The following is a 15,216-nucleotide window of genomic DNA, read 5'->3' on the forward strand; positions in this document are numbered from 1 at the left end:
GATGAATTCAAATTTTTATTTTTAACTTTAATAATTAAAATTCTTACGCTATGAAAGTAGTTCCAATGTATCCTAATCCTTATAAGCTCAAAATCCATCTGGAGCACACAGATATTTATAGGGTTATTATGGTGCCGAGAGATATTAATATGTTACAATTTCATCTGATTTGTCAAGAAGCGATGGGATGGATGATGGCCCATTTGTTTACATTCACTGACAAAAAAGGTTCTTCAGCTAAATTAAAAGCAGGCTTACCAATGGGTGATTTGCCGTTTTTATCAGGGCCGGAAGAAATAAAGGCTAATGAGGTTAAGTTATCTGATTTTCATGAAGTCTCGAATGGTAAATACTTTTGGTATTGGTATGATTTCGGAGACGATTGGTGGCATAAAATCAGTTTTCAAAAACCATCTAAAAATGATTTGGAATTATTTAAGGGCGATCCTGTTTGTCTGCAAGGTGAAAAAGCTTGTCCCCCTGAAGATATTGGTGGAGTGGGAGGATACCAACATTTCCTGAAAATTATTGATGAAGATATCCAGCCTGATAAGGATGAATTGATGGATTTTTATGGTTTTATGGATGGGGATGTATTTGACCCAGATTTTTTTGAAATTGATTTTATTAACGAGGAGCTTTCACAAATTATGGAATGGGATGATTGGCATAAAACTGCTGATGACTTTACTTGATTGCAGTGAAATTAAACAAATAAAAATATTGACCCTTATTAATCATGGTTATCATTAGCTTGGCACAGAATCTTCATTACCGATTTCTGTAGTAGGAGAAAATCCTACTAGCTTAAATTCAAATGACGTTATTTAGAAGTTTTTCCTGCTTTCCTCGCTGCGATACCATGGTCATTTAAAGAATAAATAATTTTAGTCTCGTAATTAAAAATTATCTAGAAACAAGGTAATTTTGATTTATATAAGGGTAAAATAAGACCGAATTTATTTGATGAGTTAATTATTGGCTAATTCCCCCAATTTCGCCTTAAGCGAAAAAGTGGGCTGGAGGGTAAAATGGCGGGCCAGCGTTGGGAATTGTTGCTAGTAGCATCATTTTACCTAGATTTTTTGCCAGCCAATAGCTGGTCCGCCTCTGGCTGACATACTTTTTCATCATTGGAAAAAGTATGAATGATTAGGCTAGAATTAAAATGTAAAATTGGCAATTTAATGCTTAATTCTGCTCTCTGGGACACCATAAAACAATGAAAAGCTGCCCTTACACCAATAGAATGCACTAATGTATTTTTACCGAGGAAAACGGGTGAAGTTATTTGGAAGTTTTTCAGTTTGTCTTTTAACAAATAATACTTGAATCTTATTGATTAAATCGAATTCAGTCAAAGTTAGATATTAACTACTTATACTTTTGATACCATTTAAATTTATCATTTAGAATATCATTTTTATGCAGCCTTATGAAATCAAGGTATGCGCGAGAAACAGGTGAAATTCTTTTTCCTTTCAGCCAAATTAACCTCCATTTTGTTTTGACTGGTAAGTCCTCTGCTGCTAAAATATATAATTGCTTATTTATTAGTTCATTTTTTATACCAATCAAAGGCATAATAGAATTGCCTAATCCTGCGATAACAGCTTGTTTTACAGCCTCATTTGATGTTAATTCTAATCTCTTTCTAATCTTTGAATTGTGTGTTCCATAGTAATGTTCCATGGCGCTCCTTGTAGCCGAGCCTTCTTCCCTGTAGATTAATGGCTTCATTTCATTTGATTTTGGTTCATTACTAACCAAATACAATTTATTATCAATTAATAATTCTTCTTCAACATCTAATAAGTCTGGAAGAACACTTACTAGTGCGAAATCAATTTCATTATTTTTTAAGCTTTGTATTACCTTACTTTTATTAGTTACATCCAAAACCAAATCAATTCCAGGGTTTTTAGACAAGAACTCTTCCAGGAAAAAAGGGATCACATATTTTCCTGTTGAGGCTGAAGAAATTTTTAATTTTCCAGTCATAATGCCATTATAGGCTTCTGTTTTATAATTTATATTGTTTAATTCTTCTATTACTCTCTCAGCAATCAGTGCTACTTCACTTCCGAAATCAGTGATGTGTAATTTTCTTCCAACAATCTCATATAGGGGGATGTCGAATTGATCTTGAAAGTTTTTTAATTGAATAGAAACAGCAGGCTGTGACATGAAAAGCTCTTCAGAAGCTTTCGTGATGCTCAGTTTTTGTACCACTTTCAGAAATATCTGTAGCTGGTGTATAGTATAATTCATAAGAACAATTTATTACGTTTAGTTTAGGTGGTTAATTAAAGCCTCATTATTAATTTAATGGGGCTTTTTTAGTGAATAGCTGTAAATTCTCTAGCTTTAAGTTTTTGCTCTTGTATTTAAAATTCTAATTGAAATTGCACAACTGATAATATTTATCAGGCTATAATTCCAAATAATCTTTCATAAATTACTTTTAATTAATGGCAGACCTTAAATTTCCTGCTTTTTAAGGCGATAATTTAGGGAGACTTTTACTACGATAAAAAAAATCCAATATGACAAGAATTTGTATACTAATTAGTTTTTTTTTAATCAATACGATAGAGGGAAAAACACAAGGTTATTTTCAAGAGGAATTTCCAAAGGTTTGGGAGCGAAGCACTAACTACACTAAAGCCATTGTGAAAGCAATGCCAGAAAAGCTTTATGATTTTAAAGCCTATGAAGATGGTATGAGTTTTAAGGAGCAGCAATTGCATATTGTTGACAACATCAGTTTTCTAACTAATTATATCACAGGAGACTTTAAGAGCTTTTATAAGAAGGACAAGCTAGATGAACTGAACAAACAGCAAGTTTTGGAGATTTTGGATTCAGCTTTTAATTATGTATCAGTTTTAATTGAAAATACTGAAACTAGCGCACTTTCAGAAGAGATAATTTTTAAGGATGCTGAAATGTCAAAACAGAATATTTTCTACTTGATCAGAAGTCATATAATTCATCATATGGGGCAATCAGTTTTCTATTTACGCATGAATAATATAAAGGCACCTACATATGTGGGATGGTAATGGGTGTCTGACACATATTCTTCTATTAAGGTGCTTAAGTCAATTAATTGATTAGTACTTAAAATTCACAAAGCATTTTTAATAATAGGTGTAAATCAAGTGATGATCATACATTCACTGCGTAAATAAAGTTGTTATTTTTTTTTATTTAAGAATTTGCTTAAATAATAAACTTAATTAGTTTTGCATTCGTTATGAAACCACAAACAACGCACTCATGGATAAAAATCAATCATGTATAAGAGTATTGGCTGATGAAGTACAGATTCAGCAATGCAAAGAAGATTTGCAGGAAAATGAAGCGTCTTTTGGGAAGTTAAGTGGTATTCTGAATCTGGCTGGGAATGAGGTTCGTTTAAAAATATTATACCTCTTAGAGCAAGAAGGACAATTATGTCCCTGTGACCTATCTGATATTTTAAATATGAGTATTCCTGCCATATCTCAGCATATCAGGAAAATGAAAGATCGAGATATCATTACTGGAAAGAGAAGCGGGCAAACGATATTTTATTCTATAAACGAAGAACATTTAGGGCTTTTGAAGCCCTTGTTTCAGGAAGTTAAAGTAAATGAACAAAGTAAAACTATATGAATTCTCAGGAAAACTCAAATATTGAATCAGGTAATAACAATAAACTATTGGGTGCAGGATTGGTATCAGCAATTGCAGCATCGTTATGCTGTATTACTCCAGTTTTAGCCTTGGTCTCGGGTGCATCCGGCATTGCCTCTACCTTTTCTTGGTTGGATCCATTAAGGCCTTATCTGATTGGAGTGACTATATTGGTTTTAGCATTTGCCTGGTACCAAAAACTAAAGTCCAGAACGGAGGAGGAAATAGCTTGCGCTTGCGATGTGGACGAAAAACCTAATTTTTGGCAAAGCAAAAAGTTTCTTGGACTCGTTACTGTTTTTGCAGTGGTGATGATGGCTTTTCCTTTGTATGCAGATATGTTCTATTCATCTCAAGACCAAAAACAGACAATAGTGGTAGAAAGTGATAATTTGAATACTGCCACTTTCGAAATTAAAGGAATGACCTGTAGTGGTTGTGCTTCTCACATTGAAAATGACGTGAATAAATTGGATGGCATAGTGAAAGTAGACGCTAGCTATGAAGATGCTAATGCCACGGTGAAATATGACAATTCAAAAGTAACTGTACAAGAAATTAAAGGTGTCATTAATGGCACTGGATATAAAGTAATTAGTCAGAGATAATTTTTTTGACTTTTATATTTAAGAAATTGCTTAAATAAAAAATAGGATGAAAAAATATAGTGTATTCGTAATCGGTTCAGGCATGGCGGGCATGAATATTGCCAACCGCTGTGCTTCCAAAGGATTAAAAGTCGGGATCACGGATGAACTACCCTATGGCGGAACCTGTGCCCTTCGTGGTTGCGATCCGAAGAAAATCATGTTGGCTGCTGCAGAAGTAAAGCATATGGCAGCTAATCTTCAAGGAAATAATACTTCTACCGTTCCTGAAATTTCCTGGACTGATGCTATGAAAAGCAAACAGGAATTTGTGGGTGCAATACCCCCTAAAATTGAAAAGGGGTATGAAAAAAATGGCATAGATACGTTTCACTCTTCTGCCCGTTTTATTAATGAAAATCAGCTTCAGCTAGGGGATGAAATCATTGAAGCAGATAAAATTGTGATTGCAACAGGAGCTAAAGCACGGCAACTTGAATTTACGGGTGGCGATTTGGCTTTAACAAGCACTGATTTTCTAGATTTTGAAACACTTCCTAAATCGCTCATCTTTATTGGGGGAGGCTATATTGCGTTTGAATTTGCACACATGGCCGCCCATTATGGTAGCAAAGTGACTATTATTCATCGGGGTTCAAGACCACTGGAAAATTTTGATCCCTTTATTGTGGATGAAATCACCAAAGCCACCAAGGAATTAGACATAGATTTAGTACTTAATACAGAGGTAAGAGCCATTGAAAAATCTGACAAAGGATATAAAGTATCAGGTAACGGCCAAAGTAATGATAAGAGCTGGGAAGCTGAAGTCGTGGTGAATTCAGCAGGAAGGATTCCGGCTATTTTTGACCTTGACTTGGAGAGAGGGAATGTCGATTTCAATGAAAAAGGAATAACTGTAAATGAATACTTGCAAAGTAAATCTAACCCTAAGGTGTATGCGGCTGGAGACGCAGCTTATACAGAGGGCTATCCTCTAACTCCTGTTGCAGTGATGGAAGGCCATATTGTAACTTCCAACATTTTAAAAGGAAACAGTAAAAAACCGGATTATAGTGCTATCCCTACCGTAGTTTTTACTTCTCCTGCTATGGCATCAGTTGGATTGTCTGAAAAACAGGCTAGTAAAAAAGAACTGGATTACATTGTTAAAAAGAATAGCGTCCCGGAATGGTTTACTGCCAAGCGTCTCAATGAAAAAACCTATGCTTTTAAGACACTTATCGAAAAAGATAGTGGTAAAATTTTGGGAGCACACCTCACGGGGCCGCACGCAGAAGAGGTCATCAATCTTTTTGCCATGGCCATTAAAGCGGGATTTACCTCAAAGGATATAAAAACCATGATATTGACCTATCCTTCTGCAAGTTCGGATATAGTCTATATGGTATAAATTGAAAATCATTAAAATAAAATCGAAATGGAAGTAATATTAGAATCAACGATAAAATGCCCCAATTGTGGACATGAAAAAACAGAAGAAATGCCAACGGATGCTTGTCAGTTCTTTTATGAGTGTGAAAACTGCAAAACAGTTATGAAACCGAAAGCTGGTGATTGCTGTGTATATTGTAGTTATGGAACTGTGCCTTGTCCACCAATTCAGCAAAATAAAAGTTGTTGTTAATAAGAATATAGTAAAAAAGGCATCAAACAAATCAATATTACTTGATGCCTTTTTATTTATGTTAAGTGCTTTTTATTTGTTTTATAGTAGCCGGCATACGGAATTTTATAATTAGTGATGAAATAATGGTAAGCCCGGCTATCGTTAAAATCGCATATTCAACGCCAAATAAATCTGCTGTAATACCGGAAATTATGGCTCCAAAAGCATATCCTAAATCTCTCCATAGCCTGAAAGTTCCTACGCTTTCGGCTCTTTGTTGCGGACTGGTGGCTTGTGCAATTGTTGAGAGAAAAGTAGGGTAAACCAAGGCTGTTCCTAAGCCTAAAATAGCAGAAAGACTCGCTAAAACTCCAAAACTACTACTATAGGGAATAAATAATATGGCAACACCTTGTAATAGCATCCCCCAGAATAACATTCCTTTTTTAGAGTAATGATCTGACATTTTACCCGTAAACAACTGACCAATTCCCCAAACTGTAGGGTAAATAGCGGTAATAATCCCAATATTTTCATTGTCGAAATTCAGTGACAAGAGCACTATGGGTAACAGGCCCCATATCATTCCATCATTTAGGTTATTGATTAGACCTGCCTGAGTCACAGAGCTCAAAGTTTTGTTTTTGAAAGTAGTTTCTAAAAAGATGTTCTTTAACTGAACAGTTTTGTCCGTGCTGCTTTCTTTATGAACAAAATCACGGGTGTCTTTCACCCAGAAAAAGGTTAAAAGGAAACCGACTATTGAAAGAAAAATACCGATATAGAAAGGATAAGGAGTGATTCCGTAATCATTAGCTACATAACCAGTGATGAAAGCTACAACGCCTACGGCAAAGTATCCAGCAAATTCATTTAATCCCATCGCAAATCCACGATCTTTTTCGCCTACTAGATCTATTTTCATTACTACTGTACTACTCCAGGTCAAACCTTGGCTTAAACCTAATAAAACATTAGCGAAAATGACAAATGTCCAGCTAGGGGCGTAAATTAGCATGAATGGGACAGGAATTGCTAAAATCCAACCAAAGAGCAGGAGGTTTCTTCTTCCAAATTTATTGGCAAGTTTGCCTGTATAATAATTAGCTAATGCTTTACTGATTCCGAAAGCAGTAATAAAGGTGAGAATAGCCGTTTTGGATGCTACTCCAAACTCCACTTCTGCAAATTGTGGGAATATACTCCTTTCCATTCCCACCATACCGCCAACAAATCCATTGACGATAACCAACAATGTAAACTGTTTCCAGTTTTCTTTAAGTCCTAATTTTATATTATCCATTGTAATTCCTTCATTCAAAATACAAAAGTCGTCATTTCAAAAATAAAGTTATGTATCAATTGTTATAGAAGTTTATAATTGAATCAAATATGAAGATAAAATTATCTTTAAAATCCGTTCCTTTTTTCTATCACCAGGCCCGCCAAACTGGTCTTGATAATCGTCAGAAAACATATAAATCATCATATCATTTTAGCTATTCTGTTTTAAATCAATTCCAAATCCTTAATTTTGGATTCTCAATTAATTAAAGATGAAAAAGAAAGTATTATTTATAGATAGAGACGGTACCATTATTCAGGAGCCGCCTACAGATTATCAAGTTGATTCTTTGGAGAAACTGGAGTTTTTGCCTTTTGCCATTAGTGCTCTTCAATTTATAGCTCAGAATTCGGATTATGAATTGGTGATGGTAACCAATCAGGATGGTCTGGGAACAGATTCCTATCCTGAAGATACTTTTTGGCCTGCGCACAATAAAATGTTGAAGCAATTAGAAATTGAGGGAATAACATTTACTGAGCAACATATAGATAAAAGTTTTGAAAAAGAAGGAAAGAATACTCGCAAACCTGGTACAGGTATGCTCCAAAAATATTTCTCAGATGAATACGATCTAGCTAATAGCTATGTGATTGGAGACAGAAAAACGGATGTAGAGCTAGCTAAAAATTTGGGAGCCAAATCAATTTTTATTGGTGAGGAATTACCTGAAGCAACTTTTACTTCCAAAGATTGGAGAGAGATTGCTCGTTATTTGGTAATGCCTTTAAGAACTGCTTCCATTTCCCGTAAAACCAATGAAACGGATATTAAAATCAATTTAAACCTTGATGGCAGTGGAAAAGCTGAGAATTCAACAGGATTGAAGTTTTTTGACCATATGCTTGACCAATTAGGCAAACACGGAGGATTGGATTTATCTATCAAGGTAAATGGTGATTTGGAAGTGGACGAACATCACACCATTGAAGACACAGCATTAGCTTTAGGAGAGGCATTTAAGCAAGCTTTAGGTAATAAAAGGGGGGTTTATCGCTATGGGTTTTTGTTGCCTATGGATGATGCTTTAGCTCAAGTTGCAATAGATTTTGGGGGGAGACCGTGGATAAACTGGAAAGCAGAATTTAAAAGAGAAATGGTAGGGGATATGCCCACTGAAATGTTTTTTCATTTCTTCAAATCTTTCTCTGATGCTTCACAATGTAATTTAGATATTCAAGTGAGCGGGGATAATGAACATCATAAAATTGAAGCTATTTTTAAGGGTTGGGCTAGAGCTATTAAAATGGCGGTTAGTCGTGATGAAAGTAGGTTAAATGATCTGCCTTCTACTAAAGGTGCTTTGTAAATCCTCTTGATTTGTAAACATGTTTTTTGGTAATAATATTTGAAATAAGGATATGTTGAATTACATTAATAAATGTATTCATGTATCTATCCATAAATTAAGCTTTATGAAATTCAATTTTATTTATTTTCTGATAATCTCTTTTTTCATTGCTCAAAGTAGTTTTGCTCAATATCCTGAAATTCTGAGTCTGGAAGATCAGGCTAAACTTAAGGATGAAATTTTAAAAGAACGTTTTGAGACCGTTCTTCCCGAAATTATGGAGCGGACAGGTTTTGATATGTGGTTGATAATTTCCAGTGAATATAATGAGGACCCTGTAATCAAAACTATGCTGCCGTCTACCTGGATGGCCGCAAGAAGAACCACTATGCTGGTAATTTATCAGCCTGAGAAAGGTGCTGAATTACAAACACATGCAGTAGCGCGATATGATGTAGGAGAGATTTTTAAAAGAGCCTGGAATCCCGATACTCAAGCTGACCAATGGAAAAGATTAGCGGAAATTATTGAAGAAAAAAATCCAAAGAAAATAGGGGTGAATATGTCCAATGATTTTTCCCATGCCGATGGATTGGTGAAATCTGAATATGATTTATTAATGGACGCTTTATCGAAATCACAACAGAAAAAAGTCGTTTCTGCGGAGAAATTGGCAGTTGGATGGCTGGAAACGAGAACAGAAAGAGAAAGGATAGTATATGAGCAGTTATGCAATATTGCGCATAAAATTATAGCCAAAGGATTTTCTTTGGAAGCAATTACACCGGGCGTCAGCACTACAGATGATTTAGTTTGGTGGTATAGACAAGAAATCAATAGGTTAGGCTTAAAAACATGGTTTCATCCGACAGTAGATGTTCAGAGAGCAGATCCTGAAAGTTTTGATCATTTAAGAAGCTTTAGCAAAAGACCTGATTTGCAAATCATTCAGCCTGGAGATTTATTGCATGTGGATTTTGGTATCACCTATTTAAGATTGAATACAGATACACAACAGCATGCTTATGTATTGAAATCAGGAGAAGAAAGAATTCCTAATTATTTGGTGAAAGCATTTGAAGAAGGAAAAAGTGTGCAAGATCATTTGACCAATCAATTTAAAACAGGTAGAACCGGAAACGAAATGTTATTAGCGGCTTTAGAAGAAGCAAAGGCAGAGGGCTTAAAGCCAACTATTTATACTCATCCAATAGGTTATCATGGTCATGCGGCAGGTCCAACAATCGGAATGTGGGATTCGCAAGGAGGAGTACCAGGTAGTGGAGATTATCCATTATATCCTAATACCACTTACTCCATAGAATTAAACACAGCCGTTTTCATTAAAGAGTGGAATAAAGAAATCCGAATTATGCTTGAAGAAGAAGCCTTTTTCGATGGAGAGGAAATCTATTATATAGATGGAAGACAGGAAGAGATTTATGCTATTCCAAGGTAAACTTAACTAACAATGATTTTCACCTAGCCCAAGCGTCTCGCTTGGGCTTTTTATCTTAAATAGTCTTAATCCTTACTTTTTTCTTTTTTAATCTACTGTTATCTAGGGTCTTAACTAAATTCTTTGCCTTTGCTGCATTTATGGCTACAAAAGCACAATCTGATTTTAATTCAATCACCCCAATATCTTCTTTTTGAAGCTTGCCTTCTTTCATAAATAAGCCGGCAATATCTCCTTTTGAGATTTTATCTTTTCTTCCTCCCGAAACTAATAGCGTTTGAAATTCTATTGCATCAGGATTCGTATTTTCTATTTCTTGGATTGATGTATAGTCTGCTTGGATAAAATTAGGAAGTTTTTCTTCCGCTCCTTCTAAAACATATGCTAACCCAGATTGATGCATACGGGCAGTTCTACCATTTCGGTGAGTAAATTCATCTTCTTTTATGGGTAAATGATAATGAATAATAAATTTAATTTCAGGAATGTCAAGGCCTCTAGATGCTAAATCTGTGGCTAATAATAAATGATAGCTACCATTTCTGAATTTTATTAAAGCTCTCTCCCTATCTTTTTGCTCCAAACCACCAAAAAAGCAACCATGGTTTATATTAAGCTTATTTAAATACTCACTGACTCTTTCTATACTGTCCTTAAAGTTACAAAAGACAATACCGGGCTGACCATCTAATTTCTGAATTAATTGACCTAGTGTTTCCAGCTTATCTTTATCAGGAGATTTTATGACTTTAATGCTTAACTTATTAATCTTTTCATCTAAATAATTGATATAAAAAGGGTCACGTAAACCTATGAATTCTGGAATAGATTTTGGTTCCGTGGCAGAAGTCAAAACTTTTCTTCTTACTTGCGGAAGCTCCCAAATAATGGCTTTCATTTCTTTTTCAAAACCGATTTCCAATGATTTATCAAATTCTTCCAACACCAAAGTTTTAATATTTTTCACAGCAAAACTTTCCCTTTCTATATGGTCAGCAATTCTACCAGGTGTCCCTATTAAGATAGCAGGAGGATGTTGTAAGTCAATTTTATCCTTTGCACCTGCTCTTCCTCCATAAATGGCATTAGCTTTATAGCCACTGCCCAATTCTCTCACTACTTGTTCAATTTGCAAAGCTAATTCACGAGAAGGAACGATTATAAGTGCCTGGATTTCTTTACATTCAGGGTCTAGCGATTCTATAATAGGCAATAAAAAGGCTAATGTTTTTCCACTTCCAGTAGGGGACAGCAGAATGGTGTCTTCAGAAGTTTTAAGAACTTGAAGCACTTCTTTTTGCATAGGATTTAATCCTTTGATACCCAGCTTGGCCAGCATCTCAGACTGTGATTTGATTTTTTGAACCATTTTGCAAAGCTAAGGAAATAAAGCTGGAATTAGGTTTGATTTATAATAACCAAAGGAAATACTGAGGATTAAAATTAATTGTTTAGTGCTTCCATATACAATTTTTAGATACCTTTGCCTATCTAATTTTATACCCTTCCTTTATGTCTTTTTTAAAATTTAATTTACCAATTGCTCTTACTAATTCTTTAGAAAAACTGAATATTAAAAGTCCTTTTCCTATTCAGGAGGAAGTAATCCCCCTTGTAAATGAAGGCAAGGATGTATTAGGAATAGCCAAAACTGGCTCAGGTAAAACACTATCTTATGTTTTACCAATATTGACTAAACTGAATTTTTTCCACGGAGGAATAAATCGACAGCCACAAGTATTAATTTTAGTGCCTACTCGTGAGTTAGCTCAACAAGTATTAGAGGTTTTTAAGCTTTTTATAGATCCTAATAGGAATCAAAGTAAAACCCTTGCAGTTTTTGGCGGCACCTCTAAAAACCCACAAATGCAATCTATGGGAGAGGTTAAAATTTTGATTGCAACGCCAGGTAGGTTGTTAGATTTAATTTCTTCCAACGCATTGAGGTTAAGTAGTTTAGAAATGTTGGTGATTGATGAGGCCGATAAATTACTAAATACAAATTTCAAAAAGGAGCTAGATGATATTTTAAAACTTATGCCAAGCAGAGTACAAAAGCTTTTGTTTTCAGCCACTTTAAGCCCTGAAGTGCAAAAATTAAATCACCTTTATCTAAACCAGCCAGCCATCATTCAATTAGAGCAGGCAGAGGAAAAGATTGAATTGATTAAGCAATCAGCTTATGCAGTGGATTCAAATCAAAAGGGACCATTTCTTCGGTATTTAATAAAATCTAAAGATTTAAAGCAGTTATTGGTTTTCACCTCTTCAATTACAACTGCAGATAAAGTTGCTGATAAATTAAGAAAGAATGGAGTTGAGGCATTGGCAGTTCACAGTAAGAAAAGTCAGCTTGCTAGAAATCAATCATTAAAAGATTTTAAGGCAGGAAAAATTAATGTTTTGGTGACTACAGACCTTTTATCCAGAGGTATTGATATTGAATTTTTGCCGCTTGTGATTAATTATGAATTACCTCGTTCACCAAAAGATTTTGTTCATAGAGTGGGAAGGACTGGTAGAGCAGAGAATTCCGGAGAGGCCATTTCTTTAATTGCGCCTGAAGAACAACATCATTTTGAAGTGATACAAAAGAAAATCAAGCAAAAAATTGAGATGAAAGATGTTTTGAATATTGATTTGCAGGGCTTTTAAATTATCATAAAGTTACATTGCTTGTGATTTACTTAAAATTTTAATATTCTAAATTTTCCTTATCTTTAATGATATGGAGAAGAATCAAAAAGATATGATTAAAGTTTATACTGACTCTGAAATAAATGTTGAAATGGTCAGGGCTGAATTAGCCAAAATAGGAATCCCTTCTTTGGTTAAAAATGATTTTAAATCTGGTGTAATGGCTGGTTTTGGGGCTTCACCTAATGCGGTTGAGTTATATGTAAACCCTTCTGATTTGGATGAAGCAACTTCACTAGTACAAGATTTAAACAAGGGTAGCTAAGTTACGTATTGAATAAGTTTTTATATAAAATTAAGCTGATTGGATAAAAAATTTTTAAAAAATCAACATTTTAGGGATATCATATTAAGTGTGATATTTGGATTGCTTTCAACACTATTAAGTTTGGTGAAATTTAATATTCCAGGCTTCACTGCTGCCATTAGTAGTTTGAATGAGATTCCTTTGTTGATTAGTGTGTTCTACGTTAGTAATCCATTTTACCTAATCATTGCAGTGGTTATTTCAGCCTTAACCACCCCTGAGCAGGGGTCAATTTATTCTACAATTTTGATGCATGCAGGAGGGTTAGCTTTTTTTGGTATTTATTATCATCTGTTTTTGAGAAGATTTTCAGACGACTTAATTAGAAGTATTTTATATTGTGCACTCGGAATCGCTATCTATTATGCCGTATTTTTAATGCCTATATTTATAGTAACTAATATATTGCTAGGGTTAAATGAAACTGATTTCATTCCTTTTTATACTGAACTTAGTAAGTCAGTATATTTCGAATTTATCACTTCTTTATTAGTGGTGACTTTATTTTTGATCCAATTTAATTACAGTAAAAAATTAAAAAAATACTCAACAAGCTTAGAAGAGTTAGTCAATAATCGTACAGAAGAACTAAGAAATACCGTAGAAGAACTTAACCATGCCAATGAAGAGCTTACTTCTATGAATGACGGTCTGGATTTAATGGTTAAAAATAGAACGGCAGAGTTGGAAGATAGAAACTTTCAGCTAACAGAATATGCCTTCATAAATTCTCATTTACTGAGAGCCCCTTTAGCAAGAATTTTGGGTTTGACAGACTTGATAAGAATGGAAAGTACGGACCCAAAAACTCAGGAATTAATGGATAAATTATTTAATTCATGTGAGGAACTGGATGAAATTATTAAGCTAATGAGTACCCAATTATCAGATGGAAGCATTCTCAATTATGCTCAAAAGGAAGATTTGAAAAATAAGATTAATGAGATTATTGCTCAAAGGGATAAATTAAGTTAAAGAATAGAGACTAAAACCTCGAATCAAGGTGAGGTTATATCCAAACTCTCCAAAATTTAATACTTATTCACTTCAACACTTTCAAACCTCAAGACTTGTTCACCATTGTGGAAGAAGCCTGTGCAGTTGGGAAAATTAGTACATCTGCTAAATTTACATGTGCTGGTCGAGTCGCCATAAACAAAATTAAATCAGCTATATCCTCAGCTTTTAAGGCATCAAATCCTTCATATACTGATTGAGATCGATCCTTATCGCCTTTGAATCTAACTAAGGAGAATTCGGTTTCCACTAGACCTGGTGCAACTTGCGAAACTTTAATTCCATGTTTATTTAAATCCATTCGCATGGAGCTGTTTAATGCGTCCACTGCATGTTTGGAAGCACAATATACGTTTCCATTAGCATAAGCCTCTTTTCCTGCGACCGATCCAATATTGATAATATGCCCGGATTTCTGAGCGATCATTTTCTGAATGATAGGTTGAGAAACGTATAATAAACCTTTTACATTTATGTCAATCATGGCTTCCCAGTCTTTCATACTACCGTTCTCTATTGATGCCAATCCATGAGCATTTCCTGCATTATTAATCAGTAAATCAATGTTTTGCCATTCTTTGGGAAGACTTTCAATAGCATTTAAAACTGCTTTTTGATCACGAACATCAAAGTTTAGTGTATAAATTTCAGTATGCTGGCTTAAATCCTTTATTAGTTCATCAAGTCGTTCCTGCCTTCTTCCTGTTGCAATAATTCTAAAACCATTTTTCCCTAATATTACGGCAGTAGCACGTCCAATGCCTGAAGTTGCGCCTGTTATAAATGCTGTTTTTTTCATTGTTTTTTGTTCTAATATTATCTCTCAAAGAATGCAAAGAAGTACACAGAAAGAATTTTTAATCACTAAAAATAAAAAATTGATATTGATTGCTATAATCTAAATTGATTTAATTAATGATTCTAAGCAAGCTTTCACTATCAACTAGTTTTGAGACATTGAAGTTAACCAAAAGGCCTAATTTTTTAAATACGGTATAGATAGCTCCTCTTATTTGGTAGATCAATTCTTTTAAACTCATTAAGTTGGTTTAAAGGTTGAATAATTAATTGGAGTGTTAAATTAATACTAATTAAGTTAAGTACAAACCATTTTTGAATGCTTACTCACATTTAATTACTCACAGAAAAGGGGCTTTTGAGACTGTTTATTAAGGATTAATTAATATAGTGATTTTTCCGAA

Annotated in this window: 15 protein-coding genes; 11 read left to right on the top strand and 4 right to left on the bottom strand. The window is 34.3% G+C overall.

Annotated features, from left to right (window positions below):
* The first annotated feature begins 50 nt into the window (after positions 1-50).
* Positions 51-695: a plasmid pRiA4b ORF-3 family protein gene (locus tag Q0L29_RS01785; RefSeq protein WP_296618555.1), complete on the top strand. Its 645-nt coding sequence runs from the start codon at positions 51-53 to the stop codon at positions 693-695.
* A gap of 679 nt (positions 696-1,374) precedes the next feature.
* On the opposite strand, the gene Q0L29_RS01790 is transcribed toward Q0L29_RS01785, so the two are convergent.
* A complete protein-coding gene (locus Q0L29_RS01790) occupies positions 1,375-2,271 on the bottom strand; it encodes a LysR substrate-binding domain-containing protein (RefSeq protein WP_296618557.1) in 897 nt (298 codons plus the stop codon).
* 275 nt (positions 2,272-2,546) lie between these two features.
* Here Q0L29_RS01790 and Q0L29_RS01795 point away from each other — a divergent pair, with 275 nt between their 5' ends.
* The 5 genes from Q0L29_RS01795 to Q0L29_RS01815 all read left to right on the top strand — a co-directional run bounded on the left by Q0L29_RS01795 (position 2,547) and on the right by Q0L29_RS01815 (position 5,916).
* Complete coding sequence (locus tag Q0L29_RS01795; protein ID WP_296618558.1) at positions 2,547-3,065, top strand: DinB family protein; 519 nt, start codon at positions 2,547-2,549, stop codon at positions 3,063-3,065.
* Positions 3,066-3,282: 217 nt separating this feature from the next.
* Positions 3,283-3,660, top strand: a complete 378-nt coding sequence (locus Q0L29_RS01800; RefSeq protein ID WP_296618559.1) for a metalloregulator ArsR/SmtB family transcription factor — start codon at positions 3,283-3,285, stop codon at positions 3,658-3,660.
* Positions 3,657-4,289: a mercuric transport protein MerTP gene (merTP, locus tag Q0L29_RS01805; protein WP_296618561.1), complete on the top strand. Its 633-nt coding sequence runs from the start codon at positions 3,657-3,659 to the stop codon at positions 4,287-4,289. Before Q0L29_RS01800 ends, merTP begins: the two co-directional genes overlap by 4 nt.
* 46 nt (positions 4,290-4,335) lie before the next feature.
* The gene (locus Q0L29_RS01810; RefSeq protein WP_296618563.1) at positions 4,336-5,682 is read left to right on the top strand and encodes an NAD(P)/FAD-dependent oxidoreductase; all 1,347 of its coding nucleotides are present in this window, start codon (positions 4,336-4,338) and stop codon (positions 5,680-5,682) included.
* 27 nt (positions 5,683-5,709) lie between these two features.
* Entirely contained in the window at positions 5,710-5,916 is a 207-nt protein-coding gene (locus Q0L29_RS01815; RefSeq protein ID WP_296618564.1) for a GDCCVxC domain-containing (seleno)protein, read from the top strand.
* A 61-nt stretch (positions 5,917-5,977) separates the two neighbouring features.
* On the opposite strand, the gene Q0L29_RS01820 is transcribed toward Q0L29_RS01815, so the two are convergent.
* On the bottom strand, positions 5,978-7,201 hold the full coding sequence (locus Q0L29_RS01820; RefSeq protein ID WP_296618565.1) for an MFS transporter: 1,224 nt from the start codon (positions 7,199-7,201) through the stop codon (positions 5,978-5,980).
* A gap of 253 nt (positions 7,202-7,454) precedes the next feature.
* On the opposite strand from Q0L29_RS01820, the gene hisB reads away from it, so the two are divergent.
* Positions 7,455-8,552, top strand: coding sequence for a bifunctional histidinol-phosphatase/imidazoleglycerol-phosphate dehydratase HisB (gene hisB / locus Q0L29_RS01825; protein ID WP_296618566.1), 1,098 nt, complete (start codon positions 7,455-7,457; stop codon positions 8,550-8,552).
* A 106-nt stretch (positions 8,553-8,658) separates the two neighbouring features.
* Positions 8,659-9,993: a M24 family metallopeptidase gene (locus Q0L29_RS01830; protein WP_296618568.1), complete on the top strand. Its 1,335-nt coding sequence runs from the start codon at positions 8,659-8,661 to the stop codon at positions 9,991-9,993.
* Positions 9,994-10,048: 55 nt separating this feature from the next.
* Here Q0L29_RS01830 and Q0L29_RS01835 read toward each other — a convergent pair whose 3' ends face one another.
* Entirely contained in the window at positions 10,049-11,362 is a 1,314-nt protein-coding gene (locus Q0L29_RS01835; RefSeq protein ID WP_296618570.1) for a DEAD/DEAH box helicase, read from the bottom strand.
* Positions 11,363-11,505: 143 nt separating this feature from the next.
* Between Q0L29_RS01835 and Q0L29_RS01840 the strand changes: the two genes are divergently transcribed.
* The 3 genes from Q0L29_RS01840 (at position 11,506) to Q0L29_RS01850 (ending at position 13,972) form a co-directional block, all read left to right on the top strand.
* Complete coding sequence (locus Q0L29_RS01840) at positions 11,506-12,648, top strand: DEAD/DEAH box helicase (RefSeq protein ID WP_296618571.1); 1,143 nt, start codon at positions 11,506-11,508, stop codon at positions 12,646-12,648.
* Positions 12,649-12,721: 73 nt separating this feature from the next.
* A complete protein-coding gene (locus Q0L29_RS01845) occupies positions 12,722-12,955 on the top strand; it encodes a DUF2007 domain-containing protein (protein WP_296618573.1) in 234 nt (77 codons plus the stop codon).
* A 39-nt stretch (positions 12,956-12,994) separates the two neighbouring features.
* On the top strand, positions 12,995-13,972 hold the full coding sequence (locus Q0L29_RS01850) for a hypothetical protein (protein WP_296618574.1): 978 nt from the start codon (positions 12,995-12,997) through the stop codon (positions 13,970-13,972).
* Positions 13,973-14,060: 88 nt separating this feature from the next.
* Here Q0L29_RS01850 and Q0L29_RS01855 read toward each other — a convergent pair whose 3' ends face one another.
* Entirely contained in the window at positions 14,061-14,813 is a 753-nt protein-coding gene (locus tag Q0L29_RS01855; protein WP_296618577.1) for an SDR family NAD(P)-dependent oxidoreductase, read from the bottom strand.
* Between the last annotated feature and the right edge of the window lie 403 nt (positions 14,814-15,216).

It is taken from the genome of Marivirga sp., assembly GCF_024636815.1.
Taxonomy (GTDB): Bacteria; Bacteroidota; Bacteroidia; order Cytophagales; family Cyclobacteriaceae; genus Marivirga.

What these genes read in the sequence shown, in the direction of transcription:
- Q0L29_RS01785 (WP_296618555.1), top strand. Translation starts at nt 51, where the DNA reads ATGAAAGTAGTTCCAATGTATCCTAATCCTTATAAGCTCAAAATCCAT.
- Q0L29_RS01790 (WP_296618557.1), bottom strand. Translation starts at nt 2,271, where the DNA reads ATGAATTATACTATACACCAGCTACAGATATTTCTGAAAGTGGTACAA.
- Q0L29_RS01795 (WP_296618558.1), top strand. Translation starts at nt 2,547, where the DNA reads ATGACAAGAATTTGTATACTAATTAGTTTTTTTTTAATCAATACGATA.
- Q0L29_RS01800 (WP_296618559.1), top strand. Translation starts at nt 3,283, where the DNA reads ATGGATAAAAATCAATCATGTATAAGAGTATTGGCTGATGAAGTACAG.
- merTP (WP_296618561.1), top strand. Translation starts at nt 3,657, where the DNA reads ATGAATTCTCAGGAAAACTCAAATATTGAATCAGGTAATAACAATAAA.
- Q0L29_RS01810 (WP_296618563.1), top strand. Translation starts at nt 4,336, where the DNA reads ATGAAAAAATATAGTGTATTCGTAATCGGTTCAGGCATGGCGGGCATG.
- Q0L29_RS01815 (WP_296618564.1), top strand. Translation starts at nt 5,710, where the DNA reads ATGGAAGTAATATTAGAATCAACGATAAAATGCCCCAATTGTGGACAT.
- Q0L29_RS01820 (WP_296618565.1), bottom strand. Translation starts at nt 7,201, where the DNA reads ATGGATAATATAAAATTAGGACTTAAAGAAAACTGGAAACAGTTTACA.
- hisB (WP_296618566.1), top strand. Translation starts at nt 7,455, where the DNA reads ATGAAAAAGAAAGTATTATTTATAGATAGAGACGGTACCATTATTCAG.
- Q0L29_RS01830 (WP_296618568.1), top strand. Translation starts at nt 8,659, where the DNA reads ATGAAATTCAATTTTATTTATTTTCTGATAATCTCTTTTTTCATTGCT.
- Q0L29_RS01835 (WP_296618570.1), bottom strand. Translation starts at nt 11,362, where the DNA reads ATGGTTCAAAAAATCAAATCACAGTCTGAGATGCTGGCCAAGCTGGGT.
- Q0L29_RS01840 (WP_296618571.1), top strand. Translation starts at nt 11,506, where the DNA reads ATGTCTTTTTTAAAATTTAATTTACCAATTGCTCTTACTAATTCTTTA.
- Q0L29_RS01845 (WP_296618573.1), top strand. Translation starts at nt 12,722, where the DNA reads ATGGAGAAGAATCAAAAAGATATGATTAAAGTTTATACTGACTCTGAA.
- Q0L29_RS01855 (WP_296618577.1), bottom strand. Translation starts at nt 14,813, where the DNA reads ATGAAAAAAACAGCATTTATAACAGGCGCAACTTCAGGCATTGGACGT.